General features: G+C 70.5%; 9 protein-coding genes and 1 tRNA gene. 8 read left to right on the forward strand and 2 right to left on the reverse strand.

Annotation, left to right across the window (positions count from 1 at the left end):
* The first annotated feature begins 179 nt into the window (after positions 1-179).
* From JIG36_RS17060 to rlmB, 4 genes are read left to right on the forward strand one after another with little or no spacing between them, the layout of a single operon-like run.
* Complete coding sequence (locus JIG36_RS17060) at positions 180-3,158, forward strand: AfsR/SARP family transcriptional regulator (RefSeq protein WP_236047126.1); 2,979 nt, start codon at positions 180-182, stop codon at positions 3,156-3,158.
* A gap of 38 nt (positions 3,159-3,196) precedes the next feature.
* Positions 3,197-4,552: a class II fumarate hydratase gene (locus JIG36_RS17065; protein WP_236047467.1), complete on the forward strand. Its 1,356-nt coding sequence runs from the start codon at positions 3,197-3,199 to the stop codon at positions 4,550-4,552.
* A gap of 31 nt (positions 4,553-4,583) precedes the next feature.
* Complete coding sequence (gene cysS, locus JIG36_RS17070; RefSeq protein ID WP_203377234.1) at positions 4,584-5,999, forward strand: cysteine--tRNA ligase; 1,416 nt, start codon at positions 4,584-4,586, stop codon at positions 5,997-5,999.
* Positions 5,999-7,117 carry a 23S rRNA (guanosine(2251)-2'-O)-methyltransferase RlmB gene (rlmB, locus tag JIG36_RS17075; protein ID WP_203377235.1) on the forward strand — a complete coding sequence of 373 codons (1,119 nt, stop codon included), beginning with the start codon at positions 5,999-6,001 and terminating at the stop codon, positions 7,115-7,117. Before cysS ends, rlmB begins: the two co-directional genes overlap by 1 nt.
* 367 nt (positions 7,118-7,484) lie before the next feature.
* On the opposite strand, the gene JIG36_RS17080 is transcribed toward rlmB, so the two are convergent.
* Positions 7,485-7,558: transfer RNA gene (locus JIG36_RS17080), tRNA-Thr, on the reverse strand.
* Positions 7,559-7,710: 152 nt separating this feature from the next.
* Between JIG36_RS17080 and JIG36_RS17085 the strand changes: the two genes are divergently transcribed.
* Complete coding sequence (locus tag JIG36_RS17085; protein WP_203377236.1) at positions 7,711-8,796, forward strand: ABC transporter ATP-binding protein; 1,086 nt, start codon at positions 7,711-7,713, stop codon at positions 8,794-8,796.
* A gap of 51 nt (positions 8,797-8,847) precedes the next feature.
* On the opposite strand, the gene JIG36_RS17090 is transcribed toward JIG36_RS17085, so the two are convergent.
* A complete protein-coding gene (locus JIG36_RS17090; protein ID WP_438870728.1) occupies positions 8,848-11,688 on the reverse strand; it encodes an Hsp70 family protein in 2,841 nt (946 codons plus the stop codon).
* A 29-nt stretch (positions 11,689-11,717) separates the two neighbouring features.
* Between JIG36_RS17090 and JIG36_RS17095 the strand changes: the two genes are divergently transcribed.
* From JIG36_RS17095 to JIG36_RS17105, 3 genes are all read left to right on the forward strand, one after another.
* The gene (locus JIG36_RS17095) at positions 11,718-12,140 is read left to right on the forward strand and encodes a GNAT family N-acetyltransferase (RefSeq protein WP_203377238.1); all 423 of its coding nucleotides are present in this window, start codon (positions 11,718-11,720) and stop codon (positions 12,138-12,140) included.
* Positions 12,141-12,142: 2 nt separating this feature from the next.
* Positions 12,143-13,306, forward strand: a complete 1,164-nt coding sequence (locus JIG36_RS17100; RefSeq protein ID WP_203377239.1) for a low temperature requirement protein A — start codon at positions 12,143-12,145, stop codon at positions 13,304-13,306.
* A gap of 272 nt (positions 13,307-13,578) precedes the next feature.
* Entirely contained in the window at positions 13,579-16,860 is a 3,282-nt protein-coding gene (locus JIG36_RS17105; RefSeq protein ID WP_438870735.1) for a S8 family serine peptidase, read from the forward strand.
* The last annotated feature ends 78 nt before the right edge of the window (positions 16,861-16,938 follow it).

Raw genomic sequence — 16,938 nt, forward strand, 5'->3', positions numbered from 1 at the left:
CGCGGACGGGCTATGGGTCCCCCGTAACACCGTGGCCGCCGCGCCGTGCTGGGGCGATGCCTGGACATCCACGGCGCGACGGCGGCGCTGAACAGCGTCGCGCATCGCGCTGTTGTTCCGCTCTCGTTCCGCTCTTGCCGTCTCGGCTAGTGTCGATGTCCTACAAGGCTGGGGGCGGCATGCGGTATCGCATCCTCGGGCCCCTGTCCGTCACCGTCGACGGGCAGGACGTCGCCATCACGGCGGGCCGTGATCGCATCGTGCTGGCCATGCTGCTGCTGCACGCGGGACGCGTGCTGGGCGTCGGCACCCTCGCCGAGGCGGTCTGGGGTGCCGAGCCGCCGGCCACCGCCCGCGGCCAGTTGCAGACCTGCGTGTCCCGCCTGCGCCGCTCGTTGCCGGCCGGCGCGATCCGCAGCGACCCGGCCGGCTACTGCCTGGGGCCCGGCCCGGGGGAGCTCGACGCCGCCGAGTTCACGCGTCTGGTGGCCGACGCCCGCGAGAACAACGATCCCGCGCTCTACCGCCGGGCCCTCGACCTGTGGCGCGGGGACGCCGCGGCCGGGCTCGACAGTCACGGCGTACGGCTGGCCGCGGCCGTTCTCGACCAGCAGCACGTGGCCGCTCTGGAAGGCTGGGCCGAGCTCGAGATCGCCGCCGGGCGGGACCGCGACCTGATCGGCGAGCTCGTCACCGCGGTCGACCGGTTCCCCCTGCGCGAGAAGCTGAGCGGCCAGCTCATGCGGGCCCTGCACCGGTCCGGACGGCAGGCCGACGCGCTCGGCGAATATCAGCGGGTGCGTTCGGCTCTGCGGGACGAGCTGGGTCTCGATCCCGGTCGCGAGCTGCAGGAACTGCATACGGCGATGCTCTCCGGCGCGCTGAGTGAGCCCGCGCGGCCCGCACAGGTCCGATGCCTTCCCCGTACGGTCGGCGACTTCACCGGCCGGGTCGAGGTGGTCCGCCGCCTGGTCGCCGCGATCGACGGCTCCGACACGGCGGGCCCGGTCGTCGCGGTGATCGACGGGATGGCCGGCAGCGGCAAGACCACGCTCGCGCTGCACGTCGCCACGCTGCTGGGCGACCGCTATCCCGACGCGCACCTCTTCGTCGACCTGCAGGGCCACAGCGACGGCCGTCCGGTCGAACCGGCCGCCGCCCTGCTCGTGCTGCTGCGGCAGCTCGGTGTCGAGGCCGAGCGGATCCCGCCGGGGCTGGTCGACCGCGTCGGCCTGTGGCGCACCGAACTGGCCCGGCGCCGCACGCTGGTGCTCTTCGACAACGCCGCCTCCAGCGCCCAGCTGGCCGACCTGCTGCCGACCGCGCCGGGCAGCCTCGCGCTGATCACCGGCCGGCGCCGGCTGCTCGGCCTGGACGGGGTGCATCCGGAATCGCTGCCCCTGCTGAGCCCCGACGAGGCGGTCACGCTGCTGGCCCGGATCGCCGGCCCGCGGGTATGGGCCGACCCGGACGGCGCGGCCGAGGTGGCCCGGCGCTGCGGTTGCCTGCCGCTGGCCCTCCGGCTGGCCGGGGCGCGTCTGGCCCACCGGCCCCGCTGGCAGGTGGCCGACCTGGTGCGCCGGCTCGGCGACTCCGCGCTGCCCGAGCTGGCGGCCGAGGACAGGTCGGTGGCCAGCGCGTTCGCCGTCTCGTACCGGCAGTTGCCGGAGGCCACCCAGCGGGTGTTCCGGCTGCTCGGCGTCGGCCCGGCGTCCGAGTTCGACGCGTTCACGGTGGCCGCGCTGGGCGGGCTCCCGCTGGAGGACGCCCGCGAGATCCTCGACGACCTGGTCGACGTGCACCTGGTGGAGGAGCCGGAACCGGAGGTCTACCGGCTGCACGACCTGTTGCGCGAGTTCGCCGCCGCGCTGGGCTCCGAGATCGCGCCCGGCGAGCGGGTCACCGCACTGCGGGGCCTGCTCGATCAGCAGTTGCACGCGGCGGCCGCGACCAACCTGCCGGCCTACCGGGCGGTGCTCGACCGCGACATCGGGGCGCCCGAGCCGCTGCGGCCCGACCTGGTCGAGGCGCTCACCGACCCGGTGGCCCGGCTCGAACGGGAGCGGACCAGCCTCGGCCAGTACGTGGATGCCGCCGCCACCGTGCCCGAACTGAGCCGCTATGCGTGGCAGCTGCCCCGGGCGGCCTGGCGGCACCTGTTCACCGGCGGCTACCTCGACGACGTCTTCGCGCTGCAGTCCCAGGCCCGGTCGGTGATCGAGGCGAGCGGGGACCGCGCCGCCACCGCGACCGTCCTCAACTATCTGGCGTCGGTGCACTACCGCCGGGGCGAGATGGACGAGGCGGTCCGACTGCTGGAGCAGTGCATCGCCCTGCGCGAGGAGCTGGGCGACCGCGACGCGGTGGCGATGTCGATGGTCAACCTGGCCGGCGTGCACCACGTGGCCGGGCGCTGGGCCCGCAGCCTCGAGGTCGCGCTGGCGGTGCGGCGGATGTTCACCCCGCGGACCGGCCGGGACGAGCTCAACGCGATCGCGCTCGGCTATCAGCGGCTCGGTCGTTATCCCGAGTCGCTGCGATATCACCGGCTGCGGTTGCTGATGCAGCTCGAGGTCGGCGACCCGACCCGGATCGGCGACGCCCTGGCCAGCATCGCGGTGGTCAAGCAGCGGATGGGGAAGGTGACCATCGGCGCGGCCCGCCGCCAGGTCGGGGTGGCCCTGCGGGCGATGCAGAAGGCCAACTATCCGTACGGGGAGGCCGAGAACCACAACGAGCTGGCGCTGCTGCTGGCGGCCGAGGGCCGGCTCACCGAGGCGGTCGCGAGCCACCGGGCAGCCATCGACCGGGCCGCCATGGTGCACGACCCGACGCAGGAGTCCCGGCTGTGGCACGGCTTCGGCACCACTCTGCGGCTGACCGGCGACGACGCGCAGGCCCGCACGGCCTTCGAGCGGGCCCTGCTCCTGGCCCGGCAGTCCCGGCTGCCCTACCCGATCGCCCTGGCCCAGGCCGGCCTCGGTGACTGCCTGCTCGGCGACGACCCGCAGGAGGCCCGGCGGCTGCTGGAACAGGCCCGGGCGACGCTGGCCGGGCTGGAGGCGCCGGAGCTGCGCGACGTCGAGAAGTCACTCGTCGCGCTGGGTGGTACGGATCATCTGCACTCGGGCGCGGGCGGAGAGACGATGGAGGCGTGACTACTGACGAGAGCGGTTATCGGGTCGAGAAGGACACGATGGGCGAGGTCCGGGTTCCGGCCGACGCCCTCTGGCGGGCGCAGACGCAGCGCGCGGTGGAGAACTTCCCCATCTCCGGACGCGGGCTCGAACCCGCCCACATCAAGGCCCTGGCCCAGATCAAGGGTGCGGCCGCGCAGGTGAACGCGGCGCTCGGCGTCCTCGACGACGACCTGGCCCAGGCGATCGTGAAGGCGGCCGCCCACGTGGCCGACGGCGGCTACGACGACCAGTTCCCGATCGACGTCTTCCAGACCGGCTCGGGCACGTCGTCCAACATGAACGCCAACGAGGTCATCGCCACCCTGGCCGCGCGGGAGCTGGGCCGGCCGGTGCACCCGAACGATCACGTCAACGCCTCGCAGTCGAGCAACGACGTCTTCCCCTCGTCGATCCACCTGGCCGCCACCGAGGCGGTCACCGCCGAGCTCATCCCGGCCCTCGAACACCTCGGCGCCGCGCTGGTCGCGAAGTCCGAGGCCTGGTCCGAGGTGGTCAAGAGCGGCCGCACGCACCTGATGGACGCCACGCCGGTGACGCTCGGGCAGGAGTTCTCCGGGTACGCGAGGCAGGTCGCCAACGGCATCGAACGGCTGACCGCCACGCTGCCGCGCCTGGCCGAACTGCCGCTGGGCGGCACCGCGGTCGGCACCGGCGTGAACACCCCGCCCGGGTTCGCCCCGGCCGTGATCGAACGTCTGCGTCAGAGCACCGGCCTGCCGGTCACCGAGGCCCGCGACCACTTCGAGGCCCAGGGCGCCCGCGACGCGCTGGTCGAGGCGTCCGGCCAGCTCAAGGTGATCGCCGTCGGCCTCTACAAGATCGTGAACGACATCCGCTGGATGGGTTCGGGGCCGCGGGCCGGCCTGCGCGAGCTGCGCCTGCCCGACCTGCAGCCGGGTTCGTCGATCATGCCGGGCAAGGTGAACCCGGTCGTGCCCGAGGCCGTCCGGCAGGTCGCCGCGCAGGTCATCGGCAACGACGCGACCGTGTCCTTCGCCGGCTCGCAGGGCGACTTCGAGCTCAACGTGATGCTGCCGGTGATGGCCCGCAACCTGCTCGAGTCGATCCGGCTCCTGGCCAACGCGTCGCGCCTGCTCGCCGACCGCTGCATCGACGGGCTCGAACCCAACGTCGAGGTCGCTCTCGCGTACGCGGAAGGTTCGCCCTCGATCGTCACCCCGCTGAACCGGTATCTCGGCTACGACGAGGCCGCCGCCATCGCCAAGGCCGCGCTCGCGTCGAACCGCACGATCCGCGAGGTCGTGATCGAACGCGGGCACCTGGAGAAGGGCACATTGACCGAGGAGCAACTGGATCAGGCCCTCGACGTGCTGCGGATGACGCGCCCCTGAACCCGCTTCCCAAGGCCGGTACCCTTGTACGGTGAGTTTGCGCTTGTATGACACCGCGACCCGATCGGTCCGGGACTTCGTCCCGATGACGCCCGGTAAGGTCGGTATCTACCTGTGTGGGCTCACCGTGCAGTCCGTGCCCCATATCGGGCACCTGCGCTCGGCCGTCAACTACGACGTGCTGCGCCGCTGGCTGCTGCACACCAACTACGACGTCACGTTCATCCGCAACATCACCGACGTCGATGACAAGATCCTCGACAAGGCGACGACGCAGACCCGGCCGTTCTGGGCCATCGCGCACGCCAACCGGCTGGTGCTCGACGCCAACTACCGCGACCTCAACGTCATCCCACCGACGTACGAGCCGCTGGCGACCGGTCACATCCCCGAGATGCACGAGCTGATCGAGGAACTGATCGAGCGCGGACACGCGTACCCGGCGTCCGGCGGAACCGGTGACGTCTACTTCGACGTGCCGTCCTATGCGGAATACGGCGCCCTGTCGGGCCAGAACCCCGACGACATGCGCCCGCCCTCCGACGGCGGCGAGAAGGACAAGCGCGACTACCGCGACTTCGCCCTGTGGAAAGGCGTGAAGGCCGACGAGCCGCGCGACGCGTCGTGGCCGTCGCCGTGGGGCCGGGGCCGTCCCGGCTGGCACATCGAGTGCTCCGCCATGGCCCGTCGCTACCTCGGCGACGAGTTCGACATCCACGGCGGCGGGCTCGATCTGACCTTCCCGCACCACGAGAACGAGATCGCCCAGTCCCGCTCGGCCGGCCTGCCGTTCGCCCGCCACTGGGTGCACCACGCGCTGCTCAACCTCGGCGAGGCCAAGATGAGCAAGTCGCTGGGCAACGTGATCGACGTGGCCGCGGTGCAGGCGATGGGTATCCGCCTGGTCGAGCTGCGCTACTACCTCGGCACCCCGCACTACCGCTCGCGCATCGACTACTCCGACGAGGCGCTGCGCGAGGCCGCGGTGGCCTACCGGCGGATCGAGGGCTTCGTGCAGCGGGCCACCGAGATCGTCGGCCCGGGCCGCCCCAAAGATGTGCCGCCGGCCTTCGCGGCGGCGATGAACGACGACCTCAACACCTCGGCCGCGCTGGCCGTCGTGCACGACTGCATCCGCGAGGGCAACACGGCGCTCGCGGCCGGAGACGAGGCCGGCATCCGCGGGGCGATCACCGCCGTCCGCGCGATGCTCGGTGTGCTCGGTCTCGACCCGCTCGACGAGGCGTGGACCGGGAGGACGCCCCAGAGCGACCTCAAGCCGGTCGTCGACTCGCTGGTCAAGCTCGCCCTCGAGCAGCGGTCGCAGGCCCGGGCACGCAAGGACTGGGCGGCGGCCGACTCGGTCCGCGACCAGCTCAAGAACGCGGGAATTCAGGTGGAGGACACTCCGGCCGGGCCGCGCTGGACGGTAGGAGAGCAGCACTGATGCCAGGAAATTCGCGCAACGCGAGCAAGCGGGTCACCTCGAAGAAGGGGGCCGTGGCCGGCTCGGGCGGGAAGAACCGCTCCGGCTTGAAGGGCCGGGGCAAGACCCTGCCGGCCGATGAGCGGCCGTGGCACAAGGGATATTCGGGCACCGAGAAGCTGCCGGAGAAGACCGCCCGCAAGCAGGACAAGGAGCGGCGCGCGGCGGCCGCTGAAGGGCGTGCGCCCAAGGTGGGGGTTCCGGGCTCCAAGGACACGACTTGGGGTCGTGGTGGGGGCCGTGCCTATGGCAAGCAGGCGCCTCAGCGCGGTCGCGGTGCTGTCGGGCGTGGTGGGCCTCGGGTCGCGCCGGGTCGCCGGTCGAACCCGACCAAGGAAGGGCCTGAGCTGCTGCTCGGCCGCAATCCGGTGGTGGAGGCTCTGCGGGCGGCCGTGCCGGCGACGGCCCTTTATGTCGCTCAGGGCATCGACATCGACGAGCGCGTAGCCGAGATCGTGCGGACCGCGGGGGATCGGGGCATCCCGATTCTCGAGATCGGGCGTAACGAGCTCGACCGGATGACCGGTGGGGTGCTGCACCAAGGTATTGGGCTGCAGGTTCCGCCGTTCGCGTATGAGGACTTCGATGACCTGGTGGCTGCGGCGTTGGAGCAGCCGGCGCCGTTGCTGGTGGCCCTTGATGGGATTACGGATCCGCGCAACCTGGGGGCCGTGATTCGGTCGGTGGCCGCGTTCGGTGGTCATGGGGTGTTCATGACTGAGCGGCGGGCGGCTGGGATTACGGCTACTGCTTGGCGTACCAGTGCTGGTGCTGCGGCTCGTGTTCCGGTTTCGCAGGTGGTGAACCTGACTCGAGCCGTCAAGAAGGCTCAGGAGGCTGGGTTTACTGCCATTGGGCTGGATGCTGATGGTGAGACCAGCCTGTATGAGCTGGAAGCCGCCGTGGGGCCGTTGCTTGTTGTGGTGGGGTCGGAAGGGCGTGGGTTGTCGCGGCTTGTGGGGGAGACCTGTGATCTGCGGGTTTCTATTCCTATGGCCTCGGATGTGGAGTCTTTGAATGCGTCGGTGGCTGCGGCTGTGACTCTGGCTGAGGTTTCTCGGCGGCGTTCGGTGGAGTAGGCCGTTGTTGGGGCTGCCGCCCCTTGCCCCTGCCTTGAGGCCATCGCTGTGGAGATCTCCCTGGCGATGGGAGCGGTGGGGGGTGGGAGCGCAGGGGAGTTCGGGAGATCTCCTTGCGAAGGCGGCCACAGCGAATCGCAAAGAAGGGCAGGGCGCAACCAAACCCCGGTTGCACCCTGCCCTTCTTCACGATGAGCTACAGCAGCCGTCGCAAGGAGATCCCCCGAACCGGGGGCGGGTTGGGCTGGGCTTGGGGGCGCCGTTTCGCGGCGAAGCCGCTGGCCCGACTCGCGCTCAGCGCGACGGCCCGGCAAACCGTTACCACCGTAACGTGGGGTCTGGGGGCTCGGCCCCCAGGCGAGTTCAGAGCCCCCGGTCGGGATCGAACCGACGACCTCCCGTTTACAAGACGGGTGCTCTGGCCATCTGAGCTACAGGGGCGTGTTCCGGCGCGTGTCAGGGGGTCAGTGTACTTGCTGTGAAGTTGCTGGCTGTCTTGGCATGTCGTGTAAAAAGCTTTACGTTTACATGGCTGTTCCTCCACTCGGATCGTCCGGCACGTTCCTGCCGGTGGAAAGGAAGTCTGTTTCAGCATGGCTACCGTTACGTATGACAAGGCGTCGCGCATCTACCCGGGGTCTGAGCGCCCGGCGGTCAACGAGTTGAATCTCGAGATCGGCGACGGAGAGTTCCTTGTTCTGGTCGGTCCCTCCGGTTGTGGCAAGTCCACCAGCCTGCGCATGCTCGCGGGGCTGGAGGATGTCGACCGTGGGCGCATCCTGATCGAGGGCAAGGACGTCACCAACCTGCCGCCGAAGTCCCGCGACATCGCGATGGTCTTCCAGAACTACGCTCTGTACCCGCACATGTCGGTGTACGAGAACATGGCGTTCGCGCTCAAGCTTCGGAAGACCTCCAAGGCCGAGATCGACCGGCGGGTGAAGGAGGCTGCGGCTCTCCTGCAGCTCGACGAGTATCTGTCGCGTAAGCCGAAGGCGCTCTCCGGTGGTCAGCGTCAGCGTGTTGCCATGGGCCGCGCGATCGTGCGTGAGCCGCAGGTGTTCCTCATGGACGAGCCGCTGTCGAACCTTGACGCGAAGCTCCGTGTGCAGACCCGTTCGCAGATCGCCTCGCTGCAGGCCAAGCTGGGCGTCACCACGGTTTACGTGACGCACGACCAGGTCGAGGCCATGACGATGGGTCACCGCGTGGCCGTCATGCTCGACGGTGTGCTGCAGCAGGTGGACACCCCGCGCGCCCTGTACGACACCCCGGGCAACGTCTTCGTGGCCGGCTTCATGGGCTCGCCGGCCATGAACATCAAGACCGTTCCGCTGACCGAGACCGGCGGTAAGTTCGGCTCGTTCAACGTGCCGCTGACCCGCGAGCAGGTTGCGGCCGCGCAGAGCGGTGGCGGCAAGGTCACCGTCGGTTTCCGTCCGGAGGCCGCCGAGCTGACCACCGAGTCGGCGGGCGCGCTGCCGATCGTCGTCGACCTGGTCGAAGACCTCGGCTCCGACGCCAACGTCTACGGTCACGCCGACCTGGACGGCACGCAGGAGCGCTTCGTGGTCCGCACCGACCGCAAGAACATGCCGAACATGGGCGAGACGGTCTACATCCAGCCGCAGACGACCGGCATCCACGTGTTCAACGCGGAGTCCGGCGTTCGCATCTGAAGCACCTTGGCGTAGAGAACCGGGCGGTCCCTTCGGGGCCGCCCGGTTTTTCTATTCGGCGAACTTGATGACGACGAAGTCCTTGTCGGTCGGGCAGGCCAGGTAGGTGGTGTTCCACGAACAGCTGCCGGTGGCGATCTTGCTCTGCGGCGGGCCCAGCTGCACGGGCTTGTCGCCCAGGTGACGGCCGGCCAAGGCGGGATCCTCAGGGTAGCCGGAGTAGGGCTTGCTGAACTCGAGGATGTTGGCCGCGTCGAGGCGGGCGGCGGTGGCCTCCTCGCCGGCCCAGAGCTGCTTGCCGTCGGCGTCGAACAGACGGGCCTCCGACGTGTAGCCGGTGAGGACGGCGTCGCCGACCGGAACGACCGCGTCGGAGCGTGGGGCGGGGACCTTCCAGGCCACCTTCGCCTCGGGGATGTCGACGGCGACGAGCTGGGCGTTGTCGTCGGTGGAGCCGCTGCCCTCGACCGCGCACACCCGGTCGTCGCCGCACGGGCTCACCCGGTAGAGCTTGGCGTCGCGCGACGGGGACGTGTAGACGATGTCGACGCCGTCGAGCTTGTCCAGCCCGTACGAGACCAGGCGGTTGGTGTCGTCGGACTTGCGAACGATCAGCCGGTTGTTGTGCGCGACCGCGTAGTCGGCGTCGGTGGTGTCGGCGACGTCGGGGCGGGTGACCAGGACCTCGCCGGTGTTCGCGTTGATGACCCGGGCCGAACTGTCGCCGCCGATCTGCACGAGGCGAGGGTCGTCGCCCAGGTCGGGTGACAGGGGACGACCGGTCGGACCGGCGGGACCGGACAGGTCGGCGGGAGTGGTCACGCTGATCAGCTGGGGCGCCGAGCCGGGCGGGTCGGGCTGCTGCCAGCGTTCCCGGCCGTTGGCGATGTCGAGGCCGACCAGGCGCTTGTTCTGCCGGTCGGCGACGACGGCCCGGTCACCGTTGAACCAGACCTCGTCGTCCTGGCCGAGGGAGCTTTTCCACAGCAGCTTGCCGTCGTCGGCGCGCAGGATGACGAGCTGGCGGGTCTTGGTGTCGTAGTCGCCGTCGCTGAGCAGGGCCACCCCGACCGGCAGGCCGATCATCGCTTCCCAGCGCTTCGCGGTGCCGGCGTCGGGGTTGGTCCAGTCCGGTTTGGTGGCGCCGGTCCGGATGCTGACCACGCCGATCTTGCCGGTGTCGTAGTCGGCGCTTGCCATGTAGGCGCGGTCGCCGTGGACCGCGACCTCCTGGAAGGCGCTGCTGAGCGGGACGGCGGGGGTGACGTGGACCGGCGCGCCGAGGGTCTGGAAGCCGAGGGCGGGGTAGCGCGGCCAGAACGCCCAGGCGGCGGTGGCCCCGGCGGCGATCAGGACGACGACCGCGGTGGCGCCGGCGACCACCCAGCGGCGGCGGCTGCGGCGGGACGGAGTCTGTTCGGGAGCGCCGGAAAAGCCGGGACCGCCGGGCGGGCGGTGACCGGGCCGGCCCCCGCGAGGCGGTGGGGTCTGTTCGGAGGCGAGCCAGGGTTCATGGCTGGGCGGACCGAAGACCGAGGGTGAGCCGGGCGGGGCGGCGTGCCCGCCCGCGGCGATCGCGGCCGCCTCGCCGGTGGCCCAAGGGTCGACGGGGGCGGCGTAGTGCCGGTCGTCGCCGGGCGAAGAAGCGGGTGCGGGTGCCGGCGGCGGCGCGGAGGTGGGCGTAGTCGGCGGCGCTGGAGGAGGTGTCGGCGCGGCGGACGTCGAGGCCATCGTGGAGGTCGGAGGACCCGAGGTCGGCGCACCGGAGGAAGGCGCGGAGGCCGGGGCAGAAGTGGGCCGGGCGGAGGGGGAGGGCAGGGTGGCGCCCTCGGCGACCGGCAGTTCGGGCTGTTCGAGGACGGTCGGGGCGATGCCCAGCTCGCTGTGCAGCAGCCGGGCCACCAGCGGCACCCGCGACGAGCCGCCGACCAGGAACAGACCGGCCAGCTCGGACGGTTCGAGGCCGGCGGCCGCGATCACCGCTGCGGCTTCGGCGACCCCACGGCGTACGAGGGAATCGGCCGTTGCCTCCAGCTCGTCGCGCGTGAGATGCACCGCGTGCTCGACGCCCGGCACCGCCACCGGGGCGAACGAGCTGCGGGAAAGCATTTCCTTGGCGCCACGCACGTCTTCCCAGAACTGGCGCCGGGCCCGCCACTGACCGAGCGTCGACGGCTCGGTGAGGGCCCGCCACGCCGCCGGCTCGGCACCCGCCAGCGTCTTGCCCAGGTGGTCGACCAGGGCCGCGTCGAGGTCGAGCCCGCCCAGGTCGTCGGCGCCACCGGACGCGGTCACCGAGAAGTCGGCCCCCGGCGCGTCGTGGCGCACCACCGCGACGTCGAGCGTGCCGCCGCCGAAGTCGAAGACCGCGAGCGAGGAACCCACCGGCAGCGGCCGGCGCAGCACCTCGGCGAAGTATCGGGCGGCGGCCACCGGTTCGGGCAGCAGCCGGGTCTCGGCCGGCCAGCCCGCCCGGCCCAGCGCCTCGACCAGCACTGCCCGCCGGGGCGCGCCCCAAGACGCGGGATAGGTGACCGTGGCCGGCGGCAGGAAACCGGCCGTGGCCACCGCCTCGTCGGCCACCGCGCCCAGCAGGGCCGCGAGCAGTCCGGCCACCGGCACGCCGGAACCGTCGCCCAGCAGCACCGACTCGTCGTCGACGTGGCGTTTGGGGTGGGGTTCGAGGCGGGCCGGGTCGGCATGGCCGAGGCGCAACGCGTCGGCGCCCACGTGCAGACGGCCGCCGGGGTCGAGATAGACCGCGGACGGCAGCAGGGGGCGCCCGTCGAACAGCAGTGGCCGCGTGCGCCCGTCGGGGCGTCGCAGCATGGCCACGGTGTGCGAGGTTCCCAGGTCGACGCCGAGTACGAACCCTTCCGTCACGGCCGCCATGCTACGACGTAGACCCTAAGGTGGCGCCCATGCGTATCGAGCGAATCACCGAGGCGGCTCCGGTTCACGCGGCGGCGGAGCTCTTCGACGCGCCTCCCCTGATCGGGGCGACCGAGCGTTTCCTCGCCTCCCCGGGGCATCACCTCCTCATTGCGTACGGGAATGAGGGTCGTGCCCTGGGGATGATCTCGGGGGTCGAGATGACGCACCCCGACAAGGGCACCGAGATGTTCGTGTACGAGCTGGGTGTCGCGCCGGAGGCCCGTCGGCGCGGTGTCGCGACGGCGCTGGTGACCGAGCTCGCCGCGATCGCCCGGCGCAACGGCTGTTATGGCATGTGGGTGGGGACCGAGCCGGACAACGACGCCGCTCTCGCCACCTACCGTCGGGCCGGCGCTTCCGAGGAGGCGCCCTTCACCCTGCTCAACTGGGACCTGATCGCCGGAGCTTGACGATGACTGACCGCACCTGGCTCGCCCCGATGCGCGCCCGTTCGGCCGACGAGCCGCACCGGGCGTCGACACCGCTGGAACTCTTCTTCGACCTGTGTTTTGTGGTCGCGGTGTCGCTGGCCGCGGCGCCGCTGCACCACAACCTGGCCGAGGGGCACGTGCTGATCGCGCTGCGCGGCTTCCTGATGGTGTTCTTCGCGATCTGGTGGGCGTGGATGAACTTCACCTGGTTCGCCTCGGCCTACGACACCGACGACGACGTCTACCGGCTGACCACCCTGGTGCAGATCGCGGGCGCGCTGGTGCTGGCGGCCGGCGTCGACTCGGCGTTCGAGCACTCCGATTTCACCGAGATCACCATCGGCTATGTGGTGATGCGGCTGGCGCTGGTCGCGCAGTGGTTGCGGGCGGCCCGCTCCGACCCGCAACGGCGGGCGACGGCCCTGCGGTATGCGACCGGCATCGCCGCCGTTCAGGTGCTGTGGCTTCTCCGCCTTCTGCTGCCGGCCGAATCCGCCGCGACGGTTCCCGTTTTCGTGGCGCTGGTGCTGCTCGAACTGGCGGTGCCGGTCTGGGCCGAGAATGCGCCCGGGGGGCCGACCACCTTTCATCCCCGGCACATCGCCGAGCGGTACGGCCTGTTCACGCTGATCGTGCTCGGCGAATCGGTGATGGCGGCGACGGTCGCCTTCCACGACGCGTTCGACGAGCGTGCGGAATACGCGGCCGGACTGACCCGGCTCGCGGTCTCCGGCGTGGTCATCGTGTTCGCATTGTGGTGGATCTATTTCGACCGGTCGGCGCATCGCCTGCTGACCTCGTTGCGCACCTCGATCCTGTGGGGTTACGGCCACTACTTCATCTTCGGATCGGCGGCCGCGGTCGGGGCCGGGCTCGCGCTCGCGGTCGATCACGTGACGGATCACGCGGAGATCTCGGCGACCCTGACCGCGTACGCGATCGCCGTTCCGGTTGCCGTTTATCTGTTTTTCGTGTGGTTGCTGCACGTGCGCCCGCATCAGGCCGGGCCGCTGCGGTTCGCGTACCCGGTGGGTGTGGTTCTGGTTCTTCTGACGCCGTTCGTCCCGGGCTCGATCGAATTGATCGCGGGCGTGCTCGTTCTTCTGGTCGCTCTTGGCCGCCGCACGCCGGATCCGATCACCTAGGAATGCTGCCCGAAGGGGCATGGAACGGAGAGTGCGCATCGAAGATCGGACATTTGCTTTCGCATACGGCGATAGGGCCGCGGGCGGCGAAGAATTTCCGTGACCTGCGGTAACGCGCAGGAAATGATCCCGCACAGATGCGTATCGGCGAATGTCACGGCCTAGTCACAACGTCATCGAGCGTAGTGACTTTAATGGTGATCGATCGGAAGATCCGGTGGATGCGCCCCAGTGAACCCCCGCTGGGCGCCTTCCTTCCGGAGGACCCGTACGTGAGACAACAATCCACATGGGGCCGGCGAACGTTCACCTCTGTGCTGGCCGTCGGCGTGGCCGCCGGCGCGACACTGAGCAGTGCGCTGCCGGCCGCTGCGGCGCCGGGCGACCCGGTTCCCGCCGCCCTGCAGAAGGCGGCCGCGGAACCGGCCACCCCCAAGGACGCACCGGCTGACACCCTCGGCGCGCACGACGCCGATCTGCTGGCCAAGGCCGAGGCCGCTCACAAGAAGTTCGTGACCGTCATCGTCGCGACCGAGGCCGGCAAGTCGGCCGACGTGGCCGCCAAGATCAAGGCGCTCGGCGGCGTCGTGACGCGGCAGTTCGACGAGATCGGCTACGTGCTGGCCTCGGTGCCGATCGCCCAGGTGCTGACCGCCGCCAAGCTGGCCGGCGTCTCGGCCGTCGACCTCGAAGAGACGATCAGGCTGCCCGAGACCGGCGCGGCCGAGAAGTCGTCGAAGAAGCCGGCGAAGCTGGACGCGCCCGGGCCGACGACGCCCGCCGTGAACCCGTACATGCCGAACGACGAGATCGGCTCCGAGGGCTTCAAGAAGAAGAACCCGAAGTACGACGGCCGCGGCGTCACGATCGGCATCATGGACTCCGGTGTGGACCTCGACCACCCGGCGCTGGCGAAGACGACCACCGGCGAGCGCAAGATCGTCGACTGGGTCACCGCCACCGACCCGCTGCTCGAGAGCGACGGCACCTGGCGCGCGATGCTGACCGAGGTGAGCGGCCCGTCCTTCACGTACGCGGGCTCCACCTGGAAGGCCCCCGCGGGCACCTGGCGCGTCAACCGGTTCGCCGAGTCGATCACCGCCGCCTCCGAGCCCGAGGGCGACGTCAACCGTGACGGCGACACCACCGACACGTGGGGCATCCTCTACGACCCGGTCAGCCATGACATTCGGGTCGACACCAACCAGAACTTCGACTTCACCGACGACGCCGTCATGCGGCCGTACAAGGAGAAGTTCGACGTCGGCCACTTCGGCACCGACAACCCGGCGACCGCGATCGCCGAGCGGATGCCGTTCGTCGTCGAGTACCGCGAGGACGTCGACCTGACGCCGGCCGGGGTCGACGGGGTCGCCGACTTCGTCAACATCGGCATCCCGGAGGGCCTGCACGCCTCGCACGTGGCCGGTATCGCCGCCGGTAACGACCTGTTCGGCAACAAGGCGTTCGACGGTCAGGCGCCCGGCGCCAAGATCGTCTCGGCGCGGGCCTGCTCGTGGGGCGGCGGCTGCACCAACGCCGCGCTGACCACCGGCATGGCCGACCTGGTGATCAACCGGGGCGTCGACGTCGTCAACATGTCGATCGGCGGCCTGCCCGCGCTCAACGACGGCAGCAACGCCCAGGCCCAGCTGTACAACCAGCTGATCACCAAGTACGGCGTGCAGCTGTTCATCTCGGCCGGCAACAGCGGCCCGGGCACCAACACGCTCGGCGAGCCGTCCGGCTCCACCGAGGTCGTCAGCGTCGCGGCCAGCATCTCCGACGACACGTGGAAGTCCAACTACGGCGCCGACACCCGCAAGGCGTTGCAGCTGTTCCCGTTCTCGTCGCGCGGCCCGCGTGAGGACGGCGGCTTCAAGCCGAACATCTCGGCCCCCGGCTCGGCGGTCTCGCTGTCGCCGCTGTGGGAGGACGTGGCCGGTCTGACCACCGTGCCCTACACCCTGCCCCCGGGCTACTCGATGCAGAACGGCACCTCGATGGCCTCCCCGCAGGCCGCCGGTGGCGCGGCTCTGCTGCTGTCGGCGGCCAAGGCCAACGGCATCAAGGTGACCCCGCCGCAGCTGCGCCGGGCGATCTACTCGTCGGCCGACCCGATCCCGGGCGAGCAGGTCAACGAGCAGGGCTACGGCCAGATGAACGTGCCCGACGCGTGGAAGCTGCTGGCCAAGAAGCCGGCCACGCGCACGTACACCTCGTCGGCCCCGGTCTGCACCCCGCTGTCCGACCTGCTGGCCACCCCGGGCCAGGGCACCGGCATCTACAACCGTTGCGCCGTCGCCGACGGTGGCCTCAAGCCGGGCCAGGTCAAGGTTCAAACGATCAAGCTGACCCGCACCAGCGGCCCGAGCTACCCGGTGCTGCACACCCTCACGTGGCAGGGCGACCGCTCGTCGTTCGTCTCGTCCCCGGTCGTCGTGCTGCCGCTGAACAAGACGGTCAGCGTCCCGGTCGTGGTGCGGGCCAAGGACGGCGTCGCGAGCGCGCTGCTCAAGGTCGACGACCCGACCACCCCGGTGATCGACTTCGAGGTGCTCAACACGATCGTCACCGGCGTCGACACCAAGAAGCCCTCGTACGCGACCTCGTTCTCGGGCAAGGTCGACCGCGCGTCGACCACCTCGTACTACGTGACCGTTCCCGAGGGCACCAAGGCGCTGCAGGTGAACCTGTCCGGCGTCGCGTCCGGTTCGCAGACCCGCTGGATTGCGATCAACCCGTGGGGCGTCCCGGCCGAGGACACGGCGAGCGCGCTGTGCTTCACGAACTACTCCGACCCGGCCACCTGCAAGCCGGAGGAGCGGTCGTACGAGAACCCGATCCCGGGCGTCTGGGAGATCGAGGTCGAGGCCCGGCGTACGTCTCCGGTCATGGACAACCCGTTCAAGGTGAGCGCCAAGATCCAGGGTGTGACGCTGACCCCCGAGACGGTCACGCTGCCCAGCGTCACGGTGAACCAGCCGGCCGCGTTCAGCTTCAACGTCAAGAACGTGTTCGGCCCGGTGACCGTCTCGGCGCAGGGCGGCCCGCTCGGCAGCGCCAGCCGCCAGCGTCCGTCCATCGCGGAGGGTGCGAGCCAGGAGTACGAGATCGTCGTGCCGGCCGGTTCCTCGCGGCTCGACGTGAAGATCGGCAGCACGAGCGACGCCACGGCCGACCTCGACCTGTCGCTCTACCGCGACGGGGTGCTGGTGGGCCAGGACGCGGACGGTGACTCGGAGGAGTCGGTCTCGCTGGCGAACCCGGCGGCCGGCACCTACACCGCCGTGGTCGACGGCTACGCGGTGCCCGCGGGCACCACGGAGTACGACTACCTGGACGTCTACTTCAGCCCGGCGCTGGGTGCGGTCTCCGTGCCGGCGACGTCGGTCACGCTGGCCAACGGCGCGTCGACGACGGTCTCGGGTACGGTCACCGCCGCGTCGGTGCCGCCCGCGGGCCGGTCCCTGTCGGCTGAGGTGGCGATCGTGACCGACGAGGGCGCGGTTGTCGGCCGCGGCCCGATCGTGATCTCGGCCGTCACCGGGTAGTTCTCCGGCGAGTAAGCAAAGGGCCCGTCCGGCGTCATGCCGGGCGGGCCCTTTCATCGAGCTCTGAACCGAGGAAGG

The organism is Paractinoplanes ovalisporus (genome assembly GCF_016834655.1).
Taxonomy (GTDB): Bacteria; Actinomycetota; Actinomycetes; order Mycobacteriales; family Micromonosporaceae; genus Actinoplanes; species Actinoplanes ovalisporus.